This is a genomic window from Haloimpatiens massiliensis, assembly GCF_900184255.1.
Classification (GTDB): domain Bacteria; phylum Bacillota; class Clostridia; order Clostridiales; family Clostridiaceae; genus Haloimpatiens; species Haloimpatiens massiliensis.
The window spans coordinates 134,703-152,644 of record NZ_LT854637.1; the positions used below are offsets into that span (position 1 = coordinate 134,703).

General features: G+C 29.3%; 22 protein-coding genes and 2 pseudogenes. 15 read left to right on the forward strand and 9 right to left on the reverse strand.

Annotation, left to right across the window (positions count from 1 at the left end):
* Positions 1 to 282: 282 nt before the first annotated feature.
* Positions 283 to 792: a ferritin gene (locus tag C1715_RS03820; RefSeq protein WP_102399329.1), complete on the reverse strand. Its 510-nt coding sequence runs from the start codon at positions 790 to 792 to the stop codon at positions 283 to 285.
* A 160-nt stretch (positions 793 to 952) separates the two neighbouring features.
* Positions 953 to 2,155, reverse strand: coding sequence for a S8 family serine peptidase (locus C1715_RS03825; RefSeq protein WP_102399330.1), 1,203 nt, complete (start codon positions 2,153 to 2,155; stop codon positions 953 to 955).
* Between the two features lie 158 nt (positions 2,156 to 2,313).
* Between C1715_RS03825 and C1715_RS03830 the strand changes: the two genes are divergently transcribed.
* Entirely contained in the window at positions 2,314 to 2,496 is a 183-nt protein-coding gene (locus C1715_RS03830; protein ID WP_102399331.1) for an FmdB family zinc ribbon protein, read from the forward strand.
* Between the two features lie 76 nt (positions 2,497 to 2,572).
* On the opposite strand, the gene C1715_RS03835 is transcribed toward C1715_RS03830, so the two are convergent.
* From C1715_RS03835 to C1715_RS03855, 5 genes are all read right to left on the reverse strand, one after another.
* Complete coding sequence (locus C1715_RS03835; RefSeq protein ID WP_102399332.1) at positions 2,573 to 3,469, reverse strand: selenium metabolism-associated LysR family transcriptional regulator; 897 nt, start codon at positions 3,467 to 3,469, stop codon at positions 2,573 to 2,575.
* A gap of 31 nt (positions 3,470 to 3,500) precedes the next feature.
* On the reverse strand, positions 3,501 to 3,932 hold the full coding sequence (locus C1715_RS03840) for a DMT family transporter (RefSeq protein WP_102399333.1): 432 nt from the start codon (positions 3,930 to 3,932) through the stop codon (positions 3,501 to 3,503).
* A gap of 71 nt (positions 3,933 to 4,003) precedes the next feature.
* Positions 4,004 to 4,486, reverse strand: coding sequence for a dUTP diphosphatase (locus tag C1715_RS03845; protein ID WP_102399334.1), 483 nt, complete (start codon positions 4,484 to 4,486; stop codon positions 4,004 to 4,006).
* Between the two features lie 130 nt (positions 4,487 to 4,616).
* Positions 4,617 to 5,159, reverse strand: coding sequence for a 2'-5' RNA ligase family protein (locus C1715_RS03850; RefSeq protein WP_102399335.1), 543 nt, complete (start codon positions 5,157 to 5,159; stop codon positions 4,617 to 4,619).
* Between the two features lie 20 nt (positions 5,160 to 5,179).
* On the reverse strand, positions 5,180 to 5,722 hold the full coding sequence (locus C1715_RS03855; RefSeq protein ID WP_102399336.1) for a hypothetical protein: 543 nt from the start codon (positions 5,720 to 5,722) through the stop codon (positions 5,180 to 5,182).
* 212 nt (positions 5,723 to 5,934) lie between these two features.
* Between C1715_RS03855 and C1715_RS03860 the strand changes: the two genes are divergently transcribed.
* From C1715_RS03860 to C1715_RS03900, 9 genes and pseudogenes are all read left to right on the forward strand, one after another.
* A complete protein-coding gene (locus C1715_RS03860) occupies positions 5,935 to 7,194 on the forward strand; it encodes a UDP-N-acetylglucosamine 1-carboxyvinyltransferase (protein WP_102399337.1) in 1,260 nt (419 codons plus the stop codon).
* 24 nt (positions 7,195 to 7,218) lie between these two features.
* Positions 7,219 to 8,004, forward strand: coding sequence for an MBL fold metallo-hydrolase (locus tag C1715_RS03865; protein WP_102399338.1), 786 nt, complete (start codon positions 7,219 to 7,221; stop codon positions 8,002 to 8,004).
* 12 nt (positions 8,005 to 8,016) lie between these two features.
* Entirely contained in the window at positions 8,017 to 8,580 is a 564-nt protein-coding gene (locus C1715_RS03870) for a GerMN domain-containing protein (RefSeq protein ID WP_102399339.1), read from the forward strand.
* Between the two features lie 98 nt (positions 8,581 to 8,678).
* On the forward strand, positions 8,679 to 9,182 hold the full coding sequence (locus C1715_RS03875; RefSeq protein WP_102399340.1) for an SEC-C metal-binding domain-containing protein: 504 nt from the start codon (positions 8,679 to 8,681) through the stop codon (positions 9,180 to 9,182).
* A 275-nt stretch (positions 9,183 to 9,457) separates the two neighbouring features.
* Positions 9,458 to 10,171 (forward strand): DNA-3-methyladenine glycosylase, encoded by a 714-nt coding sequence (locus C1715_RS03880; protein ID WP_102399493.1) that lies wholly within the window; start codon positions 9,458 to 9,460, stop codon positions 10,169 to 10,171.
* Between the two features lie 351 nt (positions 10,172 to 10,522).
* A pseudogene (locus tag C1715_RS03885) lies at positions 10,523 to 11,371 on the forward strand (RNA-guided endonuclease InsQ/TnpB family protein); the annotation flags it as partial.
* A 133-nt stretch (positions 11,372 to 11,504) separates the two neighbouring features.
* Positions 11,505 to 11,813: pseudogene (locus C1715_RS19980) on the forward strand (RNA-guided endonuclease InsQ/TnpB family protein); the annotation flags it as partial.
* Between the two features lie 157 nt (positions 11,814 to 11,970).
* The gene (rlmH, locus tag C1715_RS03895; protein ID WP_102399341.1) at positions 11,971 to 12,450 is read left to right on the forward strand and encodes a 23S rRNA (pseudouridine(1915)-N(3))-methyltransferase RlmH; all 480 of its coding nucleotides are present in this window, start codon (positions 11,971 to 11,973) and stop codon (positions 12,448 to 12,450) included.
* 240 nt (positions 12,451 to 12,690) lie between these two features.
* Positions 12,691 to 13,722, forward strand: coding sequence for a helix-turn-helix domain-containing protein (locus tag C1715_RS03900; RefSeq protein ID WP_102399342.1), 1,032 nt, complete (start codon positions 12,691 to 12,693; stop codon positions 13,720 to 13,722).
* A gap of 225 nt (positions 13,723 to 13,947) precedes the next feature.
* On the opposite strand, the gene C1715_RS03905 is transcribed toward C1715_RS03900, so the two are convergent.
* Positions 13,948 to 14,109, reverse strand: a complete 162-nt coding sequence (locus C1715_RS03905) for a hypothetical protein (protein ID WP_180963991.1) — start codon at positions 14,107 to 14,109, stop codon at positions 13,948 to 13,950.
* A 633-nt stretch (positions 14,110 to 14,742) separates the two neighbouring features.
* On the opposite strand from C1715_RS03905, the gene C1715_RS20180 reads away from it, so the two are divergent.
* The 5 genes from C1715_RS20180 (at position 14,743) to C1715_RS03920 (ending at position 17,007) form a co-directional block, all read left to right on the forward strand.
* On the forward strand, positions 14,743 to 15,132 hold the full coding sequence (locus C1715_RS20180; protein ID WP_341457734.1) for a reverse transcriptase domain-containing protein: 390 nt from the start codon (positions 14,743 to 14,745) through the stop codon (positions 15,130 to 15,132).
* Entirely contained in the window at positions 15,114 to 15,323 is a 210-nt protein-coding gene (locus C1715_RS20185; RefSeq protein ID WP_341457735.1) for a hypothetical protein, read from the forward strand. Before C1715_RS20180 ends, C1715_RS20185 begins: the two co-directional genes overlap by 19 nt.
* Positions 15,324 to 15,373: 50 nt before the next feature.
* The gene (locus C1715_RS20190) at positions 15,374 to 15,595 is read left to right on the forward strand and encodes a hypothetical protein (protein ID WP_341457737.1); all 222 of its coding nucleotides are present in this window, start codon (positions 15,374 to 15,376) and stop codon (positions 15,593 to 15,595) included.
* 404 nt (positions 15,596 to 15,999) lie between these two features.
* Positions 16,000 to 16,551, forward strand: a complete 552-nt coding sequence (locus C1715_RS03915) for a Uma2 family endonuclease (protein ID WP_102399344.1) — start codon at positions 16,000 to 16,002, stop codon at positions 16,549 to 16,551.
* 249 nt (positions 16,552 to 16,800) lie between these two features.
* Positions 16,801 to 17,007: a hypothetical protein gene (locus C1715_RS03920; RefSeq protein WP_102399345.1), complete on the forward strand. Its 207-nt coding sequence runs from the start codon at positions 16,801 to 16,803 to the stop codon at positions 17,005 to 17,007.
* 325 nt (positions 17,008 to 17,332) lie between these two features.
* On the opposite strand, the gene C1715_RS03925 is transcribed toward C1715_RS03920, so the two are convergent.
* Positions 17,333 to 17,719 carry a thioesterase family protein gene (locus C1715_RS03925; protein WP_102399346.1) on the reverse strand — a complete coding sequence of 129 codons (387 nt, stop codon included), beginning with the start codon at positions 17,717 to 17,719 and terminating at the stop codon, positions 17,333 to 17,335.
* Positions 17,720 to 17,942: the final 223 nt, after the last annotated feature.

Below are 17,942 nucleotides of genomic sequence, written 5' to 3' on the forward strand. Positions count from 1 at the left end.
GTAATGTACGTATGAACCGAAAAATCTGTCTTTAAGGTAACAATAAATATATTTTTTTAGACTATTGAGCTAGCCTTAGAAATTCTTTGTTTTCAAATTTCAATACCCGTTAAGAAGCTTTCATGTTTGAGCGCCGTTAGAAGCGAGTTTGAAAGCTTTAGGGTATTGAAATTTGAAAACATTAGAATTTCTTGGCGTACTGCGAACAGTCTAATAAAATATATTTATTGTGGACTTAAAGACAGATTTTTCTTATAGCACTTGCTTCACAATATATGCTTTTTAGTTAGTAACTGGTGGTGTAAAGGTTCTTTGGGCAAGTTCTGAGTCTAACATAAATAGACCGTGGCTGTCATCTTTTAATAATTTAAGTTTTTTTACAAGTTTACTGAAACTAGCTTCCTCCTCTACTTGTTCGTCTATATACCATTTTAGAAAGCTTATAGTAGCATGCTCCCTTTCTTCAGTGGCTATATCGCTAAGATGATAAATTCTGCTAGTCACTAATTTTTCATGTTTTAGAGCTTTTTCAAATACATCTAAAGCAGATTCATATTCATTACAAGGTTTTTCTATAGAATCTAAAGTAACTCTTCCATCCATTTCATTTATATAGTTAAAAAGTTTCATAGCGTGGAACCTTTCTTCTTCTGCTTGAACTTTGAAAAAATTTCCGAAACCTTCCAAGTCTAATGATTCACAGTATGCTGCCATTGCTAAATAAAGGTATTCAGAATAAAATTCATAGTTAACTTGTTTATTTAGTTCATCAAATAATCTTTGGCTAATCATATTAATCACTCCTCATAAATAATATCTAATAATAAATATTATTAGTTAATTAAATTATAATATTCATTAGTAATTTTGGCAAGAATTATACGATTTTATATGTGTATCATGTAAAATTATATTTATAAAAAATAAAGAATTACCTACTAATAGATAAAAATTAAGGTAGGAGCTTATCTATATTTATCACTCCACTTCCTTGTAGATTTTTAGGCATATTTAATAGCGTACAAGAAACTTTCAGTAAGGATAAAATATCCTGAAATTTTAGATTATGATTATTTTCTAATAATAATGCGCAAAGGCCACATACATAAGCTACAGCACAAGAGGTACCTGTGTAAGAGGTATAGAGTTTTTTTATAGGTCTAGGATATATTTTCATATTGTTTCTTTGCGATAAGTAAGATGGATCGCTATTTAGAGAGGTTAAGTTTACACAAGCGGCTACTAAATCTGGTTTTTGAAAGTTTTTATAAGGGCCTGAAGAAGAAAATTCATAGGGCTTAGGAGGATAATGACAAGTGTCTATTCCACCTACAGTAATACAGCTACTTAGAGTAGCTATGCCTCTTATAGAACTTTGAGTATTTCCATTATGGCCAGCAGGTACGAGAATTGTAATACCTTTTTCCTGGGCTTTTTTAAATATGGAATCAAATAGAGATAGTATAAAAGAATTATTGTTTAAAAATTCAAAAGGGAGACAAATTAGCTTTATGTTATTTAATTCGCTTTCATCTATTAATGTTTCCAAGGCAAAGAGTATGTCGGAAATAAAGCCTTTTCCAGCACCGTTAAAAGCTTTTATACAGTATATATGACTGTTTTCTGCAATACCTTTAAATCTACCATTTGAATTTTCACCACTTCCGCATAAAAGACCGCTTATAAAAGTACCATGACCGTTATCGTCATATGCATAACTATAATCTCTAATTAAGTCTTTAAATTGTACTATTTTATTAAAAGGTTTTTTCAGATCCTCGTGGGGATAAACTCCAGTGTCTACTAAACCAATTCCTATTCCTCTGCCACTTAATCTGTAGTTCCCTTTAAGAGAAATACTATTAGTTTCTTGTATACTTTGTTCTTCACCACAGATTAAGGCAATTTCATCAAAACAAGCATAATCTATTTCAGGATGTTCTAGTAGCCTACCTAGGCTATAAGGAGAAACGTAAGCACAAAATGTGTTTAAACTTGGAATGCTTCTGACTATATTTCCCTTATAGCGATTAATTTTGCCTTCTATTTTTTTCTTTAGGGTTTTGTAGTGTAGCAATACTCTGTAGTTTTTATATTCATTATTATCTAGAGAAAACTTTAAGTTTTTTTCTAACTTGTTTTTAAATGAAAACATTATATAAAAAACCCCCTAAAAGTGTTACACTATATTATAGTTTAAAATAAAGCTAAGTGTTAAAATAAAAATGAGGTTTTATATAATTTAGTATATGAAATAAATATATTTATAATTATATAAATAAAAAAAAATTATAGATTCGGAGGAGAGTTACTATGCCAATAATTGATTTTAAATGCAAGGAATGCGGAAGTGAATTTTTTGAAATAGTTTCATCTGATGAAAAAGTTAAATGCCCTAAATGCAATAGTGAGGAAGTGGAAAGAGTTTACAAGGGAAAGTATTATGGAAAGAATTCCTGCGGTGGAAACTGCTCATGTTGTGGAGGGTGCCACTAAAAAAGACGTTATAAGCTGAGATTTACATGGAGTAAAGAACTATAGATAAATCTCAGCTTATGAATATCTTATAATATTAAAGTTTAAGGTTGTATTCATCAGCGCAAAGTTTTAGAAAAGCCTTGCCGCAAGGCGTTAGTGTGCGTTTGAAATTTATTATTAAATATATACCTCTATTGATATTGATGTCTTTTATTTTACTTATTTTTAATTTGCTAGAATTAGAGCAATTTTCAAAGATTTTCTTTGAAACTATGGAAATCCCCATACCTGTATTTACAAACTGAATTAAAGTATCTATGTTATTTACTTCGCATATAACATTTAGGGAGTTTAAATTTATACCATATTTTTTAAATTCAGCTTCCATAGTAGCTCTAGTAGCAGAAGATTTCTCTCTCATTATGAACCTTTGTTTCTTTAATGTATCTACATCTACTATATCTGGTAAATTTAAGTTTTTACTGGAGATTATAACTAATTCGTCTTCTAGTAATTTATAACTTTTAATTTTATCATCTTCTATGTAAGTTCCTACTATCCCTAATTCATGGTCAAAATTTAATATGCTCTTAACAATATTGCCTGAACTGAGTTCTTTTACATCAAAAGTGGTTTCAGGATATTTATTTCCAAATTTTAAAATTAATTTTGGAACTATTGAATTACAAGGAGTAGTACTGGCCAATAAACTTAGTTTGCCACATATATTATTATTAAAGCAAGACACATGGCTTACAGCGTTATTTCTGATATTGATTATGTCAATAGCATATTCCAGGAAAGATTCTCCAGCCGGTGTTAAATTTACTTCTTTAGAAGTTCTGTCAAAAAGTTGTACATTTAAATCTTTTTCTAAACTAGAAATATGAGAACTTATAGTAGGTTGTGATAAAAAAATGTCATTTGCAGCTTTGGAGAAACTTTTTAGTTTTGCAACACTTATAAAAGCTTCTATTTGCTTAAAATCCATGAAAAATCCCCCTTAAAATTTTATAAGAAAATTAGCCCCTCCATTTAAACAGCACAATGCCCAATATCATTAGTCCTAAACCAATATATTTAGTCAAACCAAAATGTAATCGTTCGCTACCAAAGGCGCCAAAAGCATCTATTAAAGCGGCGGCAGCTAGTTGTGAAATCAATATAGTGGCAATGGAATATGTTGGGCCTAACCTTGATATTCCTTCCATAACTGTGAATATTATTATTACTCCTAGAACCCCCCCAAGGAGATACAGTTTGTTTACAGATTTTATATTTTTAAAATTACCTTTTCCTACTAGAAATAGTATTATTAAAGTAATAGCAAAACCAGTGCCTTGAACAAACACATTTGTTTCCCAAGTGCCTATTTTTTCACCTAGTCTAGTATTAAACACACCTTGGAGACTCATACAAATCCCAGATATTATAGACATTAATAATCCAATCATAAAAAATCACCCTCCCATAATATTTTAACCATAATATTAATATGTATTACTTAAATTATGGGAGGCAGAGATTAGTATCCTTGTTCTTGACGTTTATGATTTAATTTATTCTTTTTTAAGTAACCATTTTCAATGTCTTCTATTGAAAAGTCTAAGCTAAGTCCTAGTGAAATAAAATCTTGAAATAAGGTTATGTAGTGGTCTTTTGAGTTACAAGTTATGAAGTCATTTATGTCGATAAATAGATTTAAAAATTGTTGAATGATTACAGTTTCTGATTGTACAGATGTAAAATCTATATTTTCATAACCTTTATCGAGACCAATACTTAATATGAAATGTAGGCAATCTACATATTCTTCAAGAATTACATCTTTACTTGAAGGACCTTTGTTACTCCAGTATTTAAAGCATCTGGTTTCGTTAGCTAGTTCTCCAATTTCAACTTGTAGAGCTAGTATTTTTTTAGATAGAAGTGGACCAGTTAAATTATGCGCTTGCTCTATGTGATTGTTTAAATCTTTTTGCAAAGAGAACAACCTGTCAAATCTCATAAATAAAAGCCGCCTTTCTAATTTTAAGAGTATAAATATATTCTATCTGATTTTTAAGAATATTAAAAGATTACGAAACGATTACAGAAAAAAATAATAAAATAAAATTAGAAAAGCTTGACTATTAAATTTATTTAAGCTCATAACTGTGTATAATCATTTTATCAGAATCATTTATAGGACTCCAAAGTTGTATTTTTTCAATGGTACCTAAAAAGTTGCATTTTTGGCTTTTAAGTAAAGTACAGGCTTGTACAAATTCTTCCTGAGACCATTCTCTAGAGGAAAAGTTAGTGTTCGCAATGGAAATATGTAAATCCCAGTCTTCAATGTTATCTCTAACATTAAAATTATGAGCTCTTAATGTTTTATTAAAGTTTTTGGATAAATCTGTAATTATTCCTCCCTCGTTTACTTTAAGGTTTACAGATTTATAGGGTGGATCAAAACAGATGACATCGTTTATTTCAACTTGAAATTTTTTATGATCCTTTAGTATGTTAGAGATAATTTCTTGTAATTTATTTATGTCAGGCTCATCTATCACTTCTAATGTTATGTGTAACTTTGGCAATTTGCTATAAAGGTTATATTTTTTAGAAAGTTCTATTTGAATCTTTTCTAAGTGTTTGTAGGTATTTTCATCAAACAGAGCCACAATATAATATTTCATTTTAAGGCCTCCTGTATGATTTAGTAATCTCTTAACTCGTATCTCTTTACACTAGAGTCTCTCTTATTATTTGAGCTTTTCCAAACTTCTATCCTGTTTACTTTAAAAGTATAATTTTGGTTATAACTCCATAGAGGATGAAAATTATTATTTTTAAGAAAATAATTTCTTTTATTACTAAGGATATTGGCTAAAGGAACATATAGCTCATCTTTTTCATTTTGAGTTTTAACAGAAAATCCAGATAAAGAAAGTGTTTCGTTTAAGTTTCTAGCTATTCTGGTAATATATCCTTTATTTTCAACTTTCAAGCTGATAAGTTTATTGCTTTCATCTACTAATATATTATTATTTAGTTGAACTTTAAATTTTTTATAAGGTTTTAGAACCTTATGCACTATTGAATCTAAATCATCTATTTTTATGTCCCAAACAGTACCAAGATGTACATATGCGCTTGGGAAATTTTTTGTCAATCTATATTTTCTGCATGTTCTATTAAGAATATTATCCATGTGATAGGTTGAGCTAGTATCGAATAAAGCTACTACTTCATATTTCATTTGTCATCCCCCAAATTAGTATATTTATTTACTACATTATTATTATATCATATTAGCCTTTTTTTTATAATATTTTAAAATAAACTTAATAGAAATACAGAATTTACTTGAAGATAAATTTAAAAATATTATAAAAAAATAATTAAGTTATGATATAATAATCTTTGTGAATTAATTTTAAAATTATCGTATAGTGAGGATGGATATTATAAATGGAAAAGTTGATTATAAATGGTGGAAATAAACTTTTTGGAGAAGTTGAAATCAGCGGAGCAAAAAATGCTGCGGTAGCTATAATACCAGCGGCTATATTGGCTAGTGAAGGTGTTTGTAAAATAGATAATATTCCTGACATAGAAGATGTTCATTGCTTAGAGAGAATACTGGAGAACTTGGGATGTAAAGTAAATAAAGAGAAAAATACTGCACACATAGATAGTAGTAATTTAAATAGCACAGATGCATGTACAGAGGATGCAAGAAAGATGAGAGCTTCTTACTATTTAATAGGGGCTCTTTTAGCAAGATTTAAGAAGGCTAAAGTGGAGCTTCCAGGGGGATGCCCAATAGGGGTAAGACCGATAGATCAGCACATAAAGGGATTTGAGGCATTAGGTGCTGATGTAGTTATAGAGCATGGAGCTATAATAGTTAAGGCAGACAAGTTGGTAGGAACTAAGATATTTTTTGATGTAGTTAGTGTAGGGGCTACTATTAATGTTATGTTAGCAGCTACTTTGGCTGAAGGAGTAACCATACTTGAAAATGTAGCGAAGGAACCTCATGTAGTAGATGTTGCAAATTTCTTAAACTCAATGGGAGCAAATATTAAGGGCGCTGGAACTGATGTTATAAAGATATTTGGTGTGGAGAAGCTAGTTGGTTGTAACTACAGTGTAATACCTGACCAAATAGAAGCGGGAACATATATGATAGCTACATCAGCTTGTGGTGGTGAGGTTACAATTAGAAATGTAATACCAAAGCACTTGGAGTCTATTTCAGCAAAACTTGTAGAAACAGGAGTGGAAATTGTTCCAAATGGTGATTCTGTTAAAGTTGTAAGCAATAAGGAGTTAAAGGCAATAAACATAAAAACATTACCTTATCCAGGCTTCCCAACAGATATACAGCAACCAATGACTTCTTTGCTATGTACAGCTAAGGGGAGAAGTATAGTTAATGAAAGTATATGGGAAAACAGATTTAAGCATGTTGATGAATTGAAGAAAATGGGAGCTTTAGTAAAGGTAGAAGGAAGAACAGCAATAATAGATGGTATAGATAAATTAACAGGAGCAGTGTTAAAGGCTACAGATTTAAGAGCTGGAGCTGCCATGGTAATAGCTGCTTTAATGGCTGAAGGAGAATCTGAAATAATAGGGATAGAACATATAGATAGAGGATATCCTCATATAGAAGAAAAATTTAGAGAGTTAGGCGCAAATATAAGAAGAGAAGAAAACATATAGATTAGAAATGGAGATTATGTAAATATGATATTTTGTCCTTTATATAGTGGGAGTAGTGGGAATAGCATTTTTATAGGTACAGAGAAAACTAAGATATTAGTTGATGCGGGATTGTCTGGAAAACATATTGAAAATGCCCTAAGTACAATAGGAGAAAAACCTAATGATATTGATGGTATATTTGTGACTCATGAGCATATAGACCACGTAAAAGGAGTTGGAGTACTTTCTAGGAAATATGACATACCTATATATGCAAATGAGGATACTTGGAATGCAATGTGTCGTAATATAGGCAAGATTAAAGAACATAATATAAAAGTACTTCAAAATGCTTCTATTGAAATAAAAGATGTGGAAATTTTAAATTTTACCATATCTCATGATGCAGCAAATCCTAAGGGATATGCTATTTGTCATAATAATAAAAAGGCATGTATAGCTACTGATTTAGGTCACTTTTCCAAAGAGGTAAAGGATGCAATAGGTGATTGTGATGTAATTTTAATTGAAAGTAATCATGATGTAGAGATGCTAAAATTTGGTCCATATCCATATAACTTAAAAAGAAGAATTTTAAGTAACGTTGGGCATTTATCCAATGATGATTGCGGTAAGGCCATAGTGGATATAATGAAGGATAAGAAAAAAACTATTTTTTTAGGTCACTTAAGTAAGACAAATAATCACCCAGATTTAGCTTATCAAACGGTATTAAATATATTAAATGATGGTGGACTTAAACAGGGAAAAGACATAGAATTAAAAGTAGCAGAAAGAAGTAAACCTAGCGCATATATAAATTTTTAAGGAGTGTTTTATATGATTAAAAAGTTTTGTACATTCTTCACTATATTGTTGTTAGCATGTACAATAATCTTCACAGGATGTGAAAAAAAAGATAAGATAAGTTCTCTCAACAAAGAGAAATTAGAAAATGTAAAATTATCTAAGGAAGAAAAGGAAAACTTTTTATCTGTAGATTTATACTTTGACAGCTCTAAAAACAAAGGAAAAGAGCAATTTGCTAAAGAACCAAGAGTAATGAATAAGAAAGAAATTATAGCTAAGACAGTAATGGAAGAACTGATAAATGGTCCTTCGACAGAAAGTAAACTAGATCCAATATTGAGCAGAGAGACTAGAGTTCTTAATGTTTCAGTAAAAGATGGAGTAGCATATGTTAATTTAAGTTCTGAAGCTAAGTCTAAAATGAATAAGCAAAAAGAAATAATATGTCTAAAAAGTATAGTATATTCTCTTACTAACTTAGATTATATTAATAAGGTAAGTATACTAATAGAAAATAAAAATATAGATACCTTAGGTGGCAATATAGATATATCTAAGCCAATGGGAAGAGCAGAAGTAGATGTTATGCAATAGGGTTTATTTATCTTTATACTTGAAAATAGTTACAAATTTAATTATAATAAGATATATTTAGAGCATAAAGTAATATTAAGTAAAAGGAGATAGAAATTATGAGTTTATATAAACAATGGACAGATATGGTTGTAGATTACGTTAAGACTAGAGGAGAACAAGCTTTTTGGGATGAATATGGTGCTATAGAAGAAAGTATATATACTAAGCTTTTAGCAACTCACAGCAGTGAATTAAAGGGAACATTTAAAGATTTAGCAGAAAAATATGAAGCATCTACAGTTTTCTTTATGGGATTTTTAGATGGAATTAATGAAAGCTTGGAAGAAGAATTACCTTTAGAAAGCTTTGAAGAAAATACTGAAATAGATGCTAAAGTTGACTTTGAAAAGTTATATTTCAATATGTTAGATGCAAAAGCGGACTACTTATATACATTACCACAGTGGGATGGAATATTTTCAGAAGAGAAGAGAAAAGAAATTAAAAAATCTTGGGCAAGCTCTAAAACTGTTGTTAAAGAAGAAAAGATAGGAAGAAATGATCCATGCCCATGTGGAAGTGGAAAGAAATACAAGAAGTGTTGTGGAGCAGGAAAATAGTTACCAGTTTTAATAAATTAAAAATTAATTGTTAATTTATTAAAAGTGGTTAAAAACATAAGTGAATATTGGAATTTTGTATAAGGGCTGAGGAGTTTGGGTTAATTCTTTAGCCCTTGTTTTGGTTAAAAATCAATTTTAAAAATTCGTTGAGTATTAAAATTTTGCAAATACATAAAATAAAATCAATTAGTTTCCACTTCAGCGTAAGCAAGTGGAGGGAGAGTTTAGGAGAATTGTTAGTCATAGTATAAAGGGTGATTTTAGTGAAAAGGATGAGTAAAGAATTTTTTAAAAGGGATGCGTTAATAGTGGCTAAAGAGCTGCTAGGTAAGATATTGGTAAGAGAAGTAAATGGAGAAACAATAAGTGGAAGAATAGTAGAAACTGAAGCCTATATCGCTAGATTAGACAAGGCATCTCATGCCTATGGGGGACGAATGACTGAAAGAGTTATGCCTTTATATGCAGAAGGTGGCATAGCCTATGTATATTTTATATACGGGAAATACTTTTGTTTTAATGTTATAACTGGTTTAGAGGGAGATGCACAAGGAGTTTTAGTAAGAGCTCTAGAGCCACTGGAAGGATTAGAGAAAATGAGTAAAAATAGATTTTTAAGAAGTTATAGCGAACTCACAAAGAAGCAGATAATAAATTTAACTTCAGGACCTTCAAAGCTTTGTATGGCATTGAACATAGACAGAGATATGAACAAGAAAAATTTAATGGGTGATGAAATATATATAGTTCAGGAAGAAAATCAACAAAGTGTAGAAGAAATAGAAAATATAAAATGTAGCGATAGTCCAATAATAGGAAAAGAAATAAAACATAAATGCAAGACAGTCAAAGAAATAGTTGAGTGTAAGAGAATAGGCATAGACTACGCAGAAGAAGCAATTGATTTCCCATGGAGATTTTATATAAAAGGTAATACATATGTTTCTGCAAGAGATAAAGAAGTAGAAGTGAAACTAAAGAATTAAATAGATGGCTTTAATAATTTAATAAATGTGTAAAGTATAAATTAATCCTAGAGAATTTATTTTATATAAAAATTAATATATGATAAGAAGATAACTTTAGTTATTTAAAATATAAATAAAAGTAATTAACTATAGTAAAATGTACTTATGAAAAGGAAGTGAGTACATTTGAAAAATAATAATTATAAACCAAATGAAGTTGTAGAGTTAATTAATGTATCAGTTAGAACATTACAAAGATAGGATAACGAAGGAATATTAAAAGCATTTAGAACACCAACAAATAGGACATATTATACTTATGAGCAATACAAAGAAAATATAAGAAAAAGATAAAGGAAGATGAAGAAGTTGAAAAAAGCATACAAAATAGAAATTAAACCAACAGAAGAACAGATAACTAAAATTCATAAAACTATTGGTGTAAGTAGGTTCATATACAATTTTTATATTGCTCATAATAAAAAAGTTTACGAAAAAGAGAAAAAATTTATTAGTGGTATGGATTTTTCTAAATGGCTTAATAACAAATATATTCCTCATCATCCTGACAAAGCTTGGATTAAAGAAGTGTCTTCCAAAGCTACTAAACAAGCCATTATGAATGGAGAAAAAGCATTTAAGAAATTCTTTAAAGGGGAAAGCGGCTTTCCTAAATTTAAGAAAAAGAAAAATCAAGATGTTAAAGCTTACTTTCCAAAGAATAATAAAACAGATTGGACTATTGAAAGACATAGAGTTAAAGTACCAACTTTAGGTTGGATTAGATTAAAAGAATTTGGATACATTCCAGTTAACTCTATAGTTAAAAGTGGTACAGTAAGTCAAAAAGCAGATAGATATTTTGTTTCAATTTTAGTTAAAGAAGCTATTAAAGTAAATAATAAACCTTACTCAGAAGGAATAGGCGTAGACCTTGGACTAAAGAATTTTGCAATTTGTAATAATGGTTTATCTAAAAAGAATATTAACAAAACTAAAACAGTTAAAAAAGCAGAAAAGAAACTAAAACGTGAGCAAAGAAAGCTTTCAAGAAAATATGAAAGTTTAAAATTAAGAAATAAAAAAGAGAAAGGAGAAGCTACTCGTCAAAATATCCAAAAACAAATAGTCAAGGTACAAAAACTTCATCAAAGACTTACAAATATAAGAACTGATTATATAAATAAAACAGTAAATGAGTTAATAAAACAAAAACCAAGTTTTATCCGATGACTACCTGCCGTAATACTCCCACTTCTAACAAAGTGGGAGATAACGGCAGCTACGTCCCTGGATAACGATCTCTAACCTTCAGATGGAGTAAAAACTTCATCTGAAGCTAAGAGTTCTGTTTATAACTATTGAAGATTTAAATGTAAGTGGAATGATGAAGAATAGGCATTTAGCAAAGGCAATTGCTGGGCAAAAGTTTTATGAATTTAGAATTAAACTTATTTCAAAAGCTAAACAAAATGGCATTGAGATAAGAGTAGTTGATAGATTTTATCCAAGTAGTAAAATGTGTAGCTGTTGTGGAGCATATAAGAAAGATTTAAAACTATCTGATAGAGTTTACAAATGCAGTTGTGGGCTTTCTATTGATAGAGATTTAAATGCTTCAATCAATTTAGCCAATGCTAAAGAATATAAGATAGCTTAATTAAACAAGCACTTATATGTGTACCCAAGGCTATTTGGGGAATTAACGACTGTGGAGTACTATACAAACTGTAGTAGCTTAGGCAAGGCAGAGTACGTTGAAGCAGTAAGAATCTCAATATGGATACATTTGACTATATTTTGAGTAGCAGAAAATTATGAACATAACTATAATTAGTGTAGGGAAACTTAAAGAAAAATATTTAAAAATGGCCATAGATGAATATAGCAAGAGATTAGGTAGGTATTGTAAACTAGAACTTATAGAAGTTCATGATGAAAAAACTCCTGATAATGCCTCAGAAAAAGAGAAATTAGATATAAAGAAAAAAGAAGGACAGGCTATCTTAAAACATATCAAAGACAATATGTATATAATTGCTTTAGATTTAAGGGGTAAGATGATTTCCTCAGAAGAATTGTCAGATTTTATAGGAGATTGTACCTTAAAGGGAAGCAGCCACATAGCTTTTATAATAGGAGGTTCTCTAGGACTTTCCCAGGAAATTTTAAAGAGAGCAAATTATAAGCTCTGCTTTTCAAAGATGACTTTCCCCCATCAACTATTTAGAGTGATGCTTTTAGAGCAGATTTATAGGGGGTTTAGGATTAGGAGCGGAGAACCGTACCATAAATAAATGAGGTTTTAGTCTTAACTATTGATATATCATGGTTAAGGCTATTTGTACAGGTGGAAATACTGTATCACAAGTAAGACTCAAAGTATTTTCATTAAGAAAAATTAAATTAACTAATAGTTAATTTTTATGAATAAAAGATGAAAATACTTCAATTGTTTAAATTATGCAGCTTTGATATCATTTAATTAACAAAGTAATAAGTTAATTAAATGTATAAATAAATGGAGGAATTATTTAATGGGGATAAGTGAGGTTATTAGATATCATAGAAAAAAGGAAAATCTTACTCAAGAGCAAGTTGCTAATTATTTAAATATAAGTGCACCAGCAGTAAATAAGTGGGAAAATGGAATATCATATCCAGATATAACGCTGTTAGCTTCTCTTGCACGTGTTTTAAAAATAGATGTTAATACTTTATTGGCATTTAATGAGGAATTAACAGATGCAGAAGTAAATAATTTTACAAAAGAGATTAGTGAAATAGTATCAAAAGAGGGGTATGAAAAGGCTTTTGAAAAGGGCAGAGATTTAATTAAGAAATATCCAAGCTGTGATGAGTTAATATTTAATATATCATCGGTATTAAGGGTACATATAGTTGTATCTGAAGTTCAACAAAAAGGTAAATATGAAAGAAAAATTATTGAATGGCTTCAACTTGTAGCAGCAAGTGGTAAAGAAAAGATAGCTTTAAACGCAAAATTATTATTATCAGCAATTTATAGAGAGAAAAAAGAGTATGAAAAAGCTCAAGAAATGATAGATAAGATTCCGGAATTATACACTGGTAAAAAAATTCAACAGGCATTATTATTTGAAAGTAGCGGAAAACTTCTTGAGGCTTACGGTATTTATGAAGGTAGATTATTAGAAAATGCTAATGGAATCTATGGTATTTTATCTCTTATAATAGAAATGTTATTGAAAGAAAATAAATTTAGTGAAGCAGAAGAATATTCAGAACGTGCTAAAAAGCTTGTTGAACTATTTGATTTAGGAACATACAATAAATATATATTAGATTTATCTTTAGCAAAAGAAAAACAGGATAAAGAAAAAACTATAGAAATAATTAGAAATATTATAAATGAAGCAAGTAATATTAATGATTTTATTAATTCAAAACTATATACACATATGGAATTTAATAAGAACAATAGTATGAGTGAAGATGAATACAAAAAAATTATAAAAATGTCAATTAAAAAAGATAAAACATTTGAATTTGTAAAAAATGATGCTAGAATAAAATTTCTGTTGGAATAGCACTAAAGTTGGTAAAAAGAGTTGAGTGTATCCTTTTTGGTGAATAACACTATATAATTTTGGGATTTTTAAATAAAAAAATATATATGTTTATTTTTTATAAAAATTTGATATAATATAAATAAGAAAAGCTTAGTGCGCTAACACTAAGCTAATCCTTAGAACATTTATTTTGTTTTAGGGCTATTAGATGAATTAAATAAAGATTTAATTAAGAGTTAAGCACTATTCTTGGTCGGATGGGTGCTTTTTCTCTTTGCCATTAAGTTCTATATGAATACCAAGAAATTTAATCTTGATAACTAACTTTGAAATAAAAAGATTATGTTTTAAAACTAATTTAATAATATAAATAGTAACAAAGCTTTTTATAGTTAATTCTAGCATATCCAATACCACCCCCTAACTATGATGAAATATCACCAATAGTCCAAGGGGGATAAAACGTTCAAAACCCCCGTAGCCATCCACTACGGAATTCTTAATTTGTACTTTAGAATTATACCATAATTATGTAGAATATATACACAAGAATAAAATGGAAAAACCTCACTTAGAGTAGTTACGGAGAACCGTACCATAAGTAAATGAGGCTTTTACTAAAAATGGATAATTAAATATAAGAGATATTGTGTAGCATATAAAGTTCCTCAACCATAATTTTTAATGAAGTTGAGGAACTTTTAGTTGAATGATTTACAAAATAATAGAATTAACATATAATTTTATATATAGTAATTACCAATCAATTCATATAAATGTAAATTAATCGGTAATAAAACTAACTAATAAATAGTAATTGTGCGCCTAGCTAAGGGTGATTAACCTAGCAGGTGGAAATCCTGTCTGAGTAAGGTCTAGCCAATCAGCAGTAGCGAGTCTTGAGTTGTCATCAGTAATGGTGGGAGCTAAGCATAGACAGCGAGAAAGTAGGGTTGAAATGCTATTGAGCCTCGAAATTTTGTATATCAGAGGGCTGACGTCTTAATTGGTGCGGAAAGCAATATCACATAGGTCGTAATGGCAAGAACTATGTGGCACTGCGGGGTCAAAGGGTTCTTTGACCATATGAATCATGATTGGATAATGAAATTTTTAGGAGTGTATATAAAAGACCCAAATATCTTATGGCTGATTAAGAAATACTTGAAAGCTGGTGTAATGACCGATGGAGTATTCAAGGAAAGCATAGATGGTTCTGTGCAAGGAAATATAATGAGTCCAATAATAGCAAACATTTATATGCACAATGTTTTGATATTATGGTATAAGATTATTTTATCTAAAGAAATCAAGGGAGATAGCTTCCTTGTAGTTTACGCAGATGATTTTATAGCAGGATTTCAGTATAAATGGGAAGCAGAAAATACTATGAACAACTTAAGAAAAGAATGGCGAAGTTTAACCTAGAACTTGAAGACAGTAAAAGTAGATTATTAGAATTTGGTAAGTTTGCAGAAAGCAATAGGAAAGCAAGGGGCGAAAGAAAACCAGAAACATTGGATTTCTTGGGATTTATATTTTTCTGTGGGAAAAGTCGCAGAGGGTATCCATGTGTCATGTTACAAACAAGTAGGAAGAAATTTAGACAAAAAAACTGAAGGATACTAAAAAGTGGCTGTATGATAATAGGACTATGCCAGTTAGAGAAATGATAAAGGCATTAAATCTTAAGTTGGTTGGGCATTATAGGTACTATGGTGTATCTTTCAATGGCAAAATGATAACAAACTTTTTGCATAGAGTACAGCAATTTCTATGTAAAACACTGAATAGGCGGAGTGATAAGAAAAGTTACAACTGGGATGGCTATATAGAAATGCTGAAATATTATCCTTTAGCGAAACCAAAGATATATTTTAAGCTGTTTTAAATGTGAATGTTATTATGAGGAGCCGTATGCGGGAAAGCCGCACGTACGGATTCTGTGAGGAGCTTACATTGTGAAGTGTAAGTCTACTCGACTATATTATTGAGATTAAAATTTAAAAAATAAAAAATGCTATAATATGCAATAAATGGTGTTGCGTTAATTAAAATCAAAGTTGTAAAATAGGAGTTTTGTTGAGGTAAAGAGCCGTGGCTAAAGTTAAGTTGGCAGTAGTAGAAAGTAAGTGCAGGTGAGGATATTGTAAAAAGGGTTATAATGGTAGAACTTGGATGAATCGAGAACGTATTGAAAAGTAAATAATAAGGCAAATAGGAAATTATAAAAATTTGATTTATTTTATTGTATGTATTTTGTTATAATTCTAGTAAAGAGAGAGGTGAAGCAGTATGTATGCTAAAAATATACATTACACAGAAGAGGATTTTGAAAATATTCAGACTAATTATAATGGTAAAGCTGAATATAGTAACGGGTATATTGTATTATCATCTAATACTTCCATTCAACATAATAAAATAATATCAAGATTAAATTTTAAATTAATGTCATTTCTTGATAAAAGTAAATGCGATGTATATACGGAATCTATTGAAGTAATTTTTAGAAATAATGAGGAAGTATATAAATATAAACCAGATGTATTTGTGATGTGTGAAAATTCTACTAGACAAGGTGAAAGTTTCACATCAGCTCCAAAGATTGTATTCGAAGTTATTTCAAAAAGTACCGCAACTCATGACTATATAACAAAGTTGGATGTTTATCAAAGATATGGTGTTCTTGAATATAATATAGTTGAACAAGAAGGGTATGTAGTACAATATTCATTAATAGATAAACAGTATAAAATAACAAATGTTTTTAAGAATAATGATAGTTATATAAGTACAGTTTTCCCAGATATGTCTATAAATCTAGAAGATATATTTAAATTGTAGAGTTGTATTTTCCTACAAAATTAGCCAACAGAAATAAAATGGAAAAAACTCACTTGGAATAGTTACGGAGAACCGTACCATAAATAAATGGCAAAGCTATCATTCCCTATGAAGAGTATTATTATAAAAATAATTGAAAAATATATAAACTGGCAATAGCATTAGGTTAAAAAATAATGGAAAATTAGTAATGCGAAATATTTTAGGTTTCATTAAAGCATACTAAGATTGTAAAGGAGAATGATGGACATGAAAGTAAAGATAGTATGCCAAAGAGATTATGAAACAAAAGAAGTAGAGATACCTATGAATGAAGAAGCATTATTAAAGATTCAAGGGAGCGTACTTGATAGAGATACATTAGGGTATATAACAGCAGCAGATGTAAAATATTATGATGAGCGGGGAAATAAAATAGAAAATATATTTCTTCTCAATAAACAGCTACAAAAGTAAAAGTTGAGGATTAGGTACATGAAAATAAATAACAAGTCAAAGATGCTGGTATATTTTGCGTCAGACAAGGAAACAGGTTCCGCCGCTAGTAGAACTATCGGTGGGTTCTGCTGACGCAGTATGACGCAAAATAGACTAGTATACTGACTTGTTATTTATTTGAATGTGTCTTAATTTAGGTAATAGGTATAACTATAATTTAATATAGTAAAAAATAGTAGCAACCAATTGAGAGTAGGAACTACTATTTTTTTCTTTTTTTAGGATTTTTTATAGGTAATACTAAAAGTGACAATTAAAATATTTGATTTTGCTATTAGAATTTTTAATTTTTATCTAAAAAACTTTCTAAGTTAATTATATGTTGTTCATATGTTCCAAAACCTATTTTAGATTTTTCATTGAAAGCTTCTACATTGTAACAAAGTTTTTTGCCCTCAATTGATGTCAATGTTGATTTTACGGTAACTTTCATGTTGATAGGTGTTGAATTTATATGTTCAACATTAATTTTTGTTCCAACAACTCTATAATTTTCAGGCATTTTATCCATTACTACATTTGCAGATGTATTTTCCATAAATCCAATCATACTAGGTGTAGACAGCACATTGACACCTGTGTTTCCAATAACGTCTGCTGTATTTTCTGGTTTTACTATGTATTCATTAACTACAGTTTCTCCAACTTTCAAAAGAGTACTAAAATTCATTTGAAATCATCCTTTCAACTGTTTTACTAAATTTTTATAATATAATTTATAAATTATTATAACATAGAATCGGAGCTTTAATACCTAATCATATTTAATATAGTATTTATATTAAATACATAGGAAAATATAGATAATATTACAAAGAACAGTATTTTAATTCTATTTGTTCCTTGTCATAAACTTGTTACCTTATGTAGAATTGCTTGTAAAATTTAAATAT

Excerpts from the sequence above, each read along its gene's own strand:
- C1715_RS20180 (WP_341457734.1), top strand. The coding sequence starts at position 14,743 with ATGGCAAGAACTATGTGGCACTGCGGGGTCAAAGGGTTCTTTGACCAT.
- C1715_RS03915 (WP_102399344.1), top strand. The coding sequence starts at position 16,000 with ATGTATGCTAAAAATATACATTACACAGAAGAGGATTTTGAAAATATT.
- C1715_RS03840 (WP_102399333.1), bottom strand. The coding sequence starts at position 3,932 with ATGATTGGATTATTAATGTCTATAATATCTGGGATTTGTATGAGTCTC.
- C1715_RS03855 (WP_102399336.1), bottom strand. The coding sequence starts at position 5,722 with ATGAAATATGAAGTAGTAGCTTTATTCGATACTAGCTCAACCTATCAC.
- C1715_RS03820 (WP_102399329.1), bottom strand. The coding sequence starts at position 792 with ATGATTAGCCAAAGATTATTTGATGAACTAAATAAACAAGTTAACTAT.
- C1715_RS03880 (WP_102399493.1), top strand. The coding sequence starts at position 9,458 with ATGAGTAAAGAATTTTTTAAAAGGGATGCGTTAATAGTGGCTAAAGAG.
- C1715_RS03835 (WP_102399332.1), bottom strand. The coding sequence starts at position 3,469 with ATGGATTTTAAGCAAATAGAAGCTTTTATAAGTGTTGCAAAACTAAAA.
- C1715_RS03875 (WP_102399340.1), top strand. The coding sequence starts at position 8,679 with ATGAGTTTATATAAACAATGGACAGATATGGTTGTAGATTACGTTAAG.
- C1715_RS03860 (WP_102399337.1), top strand. The coding sequence starts at position 5,935 with ATGGAAAAGTTGATTATAAATGGTGGAAATAAACTTTTTGGAGAAGTT.
- C1715_RS20185 (WP_341457735.1), top strand. The coding sequence starts at position 15,114 with ATGGCGAAGTTTAACCTAGAACTTGAAGACAGTAAAAGTAGATTATTA.
- C1715_RS03920 (WP_102399345.1), top strand. The coding sequence starts at position 16,801 with ATGAAAGTAAAGATAGTATGCCAAAGAGATTATGAAACAAAAGAAGTA.
- C1715_RS03830 (WP_102399331.1), top strand. The coding sequence starts at position 2,314 with ATGCCAATAATTGATTTTAAATGCAAGGAATGCGGAAGTGAATTTTTT.
- C1715_RS03870 (WP_102399339.1), top strand. The coding sequence starts at position 8,017 with ATGATTAAAAAGTTTTGTACATTCTTCACTATATTGTTGTTAGCATGT.
- C1715_RS03925 (WP_102399346.1), bottom strand. The coding sequence starts at position 17,719 with ATGAATTTTAGTACTCTTTTGAAAGTTGGAGAAACTGTAGTTAATGAA.
- C1715_RS20190 (WP_341457737.1), top strand. The coding sequence starts at position 15,374 with ATGATAAAGGCATTAAATCTTAAGTTGGTTGGGCATTATAGGTACTAT.
- C1715_RS03825 (WP_102399330.1), bottom strand. The coding sequence starts at position 2,155 with ATGTTTTCATTTAAAAACAAGTTAGAAAAAAACTTAAAGTTTTCTCTA.
- C1715_RS03900 (WP_102399342.1), top strand. The coding sequence starts at position 12,691 with ATGGGGATAAGTGAGGTTATTAGATATCATAGAAAAAAGGAAAATCTT.
- C1715_RS03905 (WP_180963991.1), bottom strand. The coding sequence starts at position 14,109 with ATGCTAGAATTAACTATAAAAAGCTTTGTTACTATTTATATTATTAAA.
- C1715_RS03845 (WP_102399334.1), bottom strand. The coding sequence starts at position 4,486 with ATGAGATTTGACAGGTTGTTCTCTTTGCAAAAAGATTTAAACAATCAC.
- rlmH (WP_102399341.1), top strand. The coding sequence starts at position 11,971 with ATGAACATAACTATAATTAGTGTAGGGAAACTTAAAGAAAAATATTTA.
- C1715_RS03850 (WP_102399335.1), bottom strand. The coding sequence starts at position 5,159 with ATGAAATATTATATTGTGGCTCTGTTTGATGAAAATACCTACAAACAC.
- C1715_RS03865 (WP_102399338.1), top strand. The coding sequence starts at position 7,219 with ATGATATTTTGTCCTTTATATAGTGGGAGTAGTGGGAATAGCATTTTT.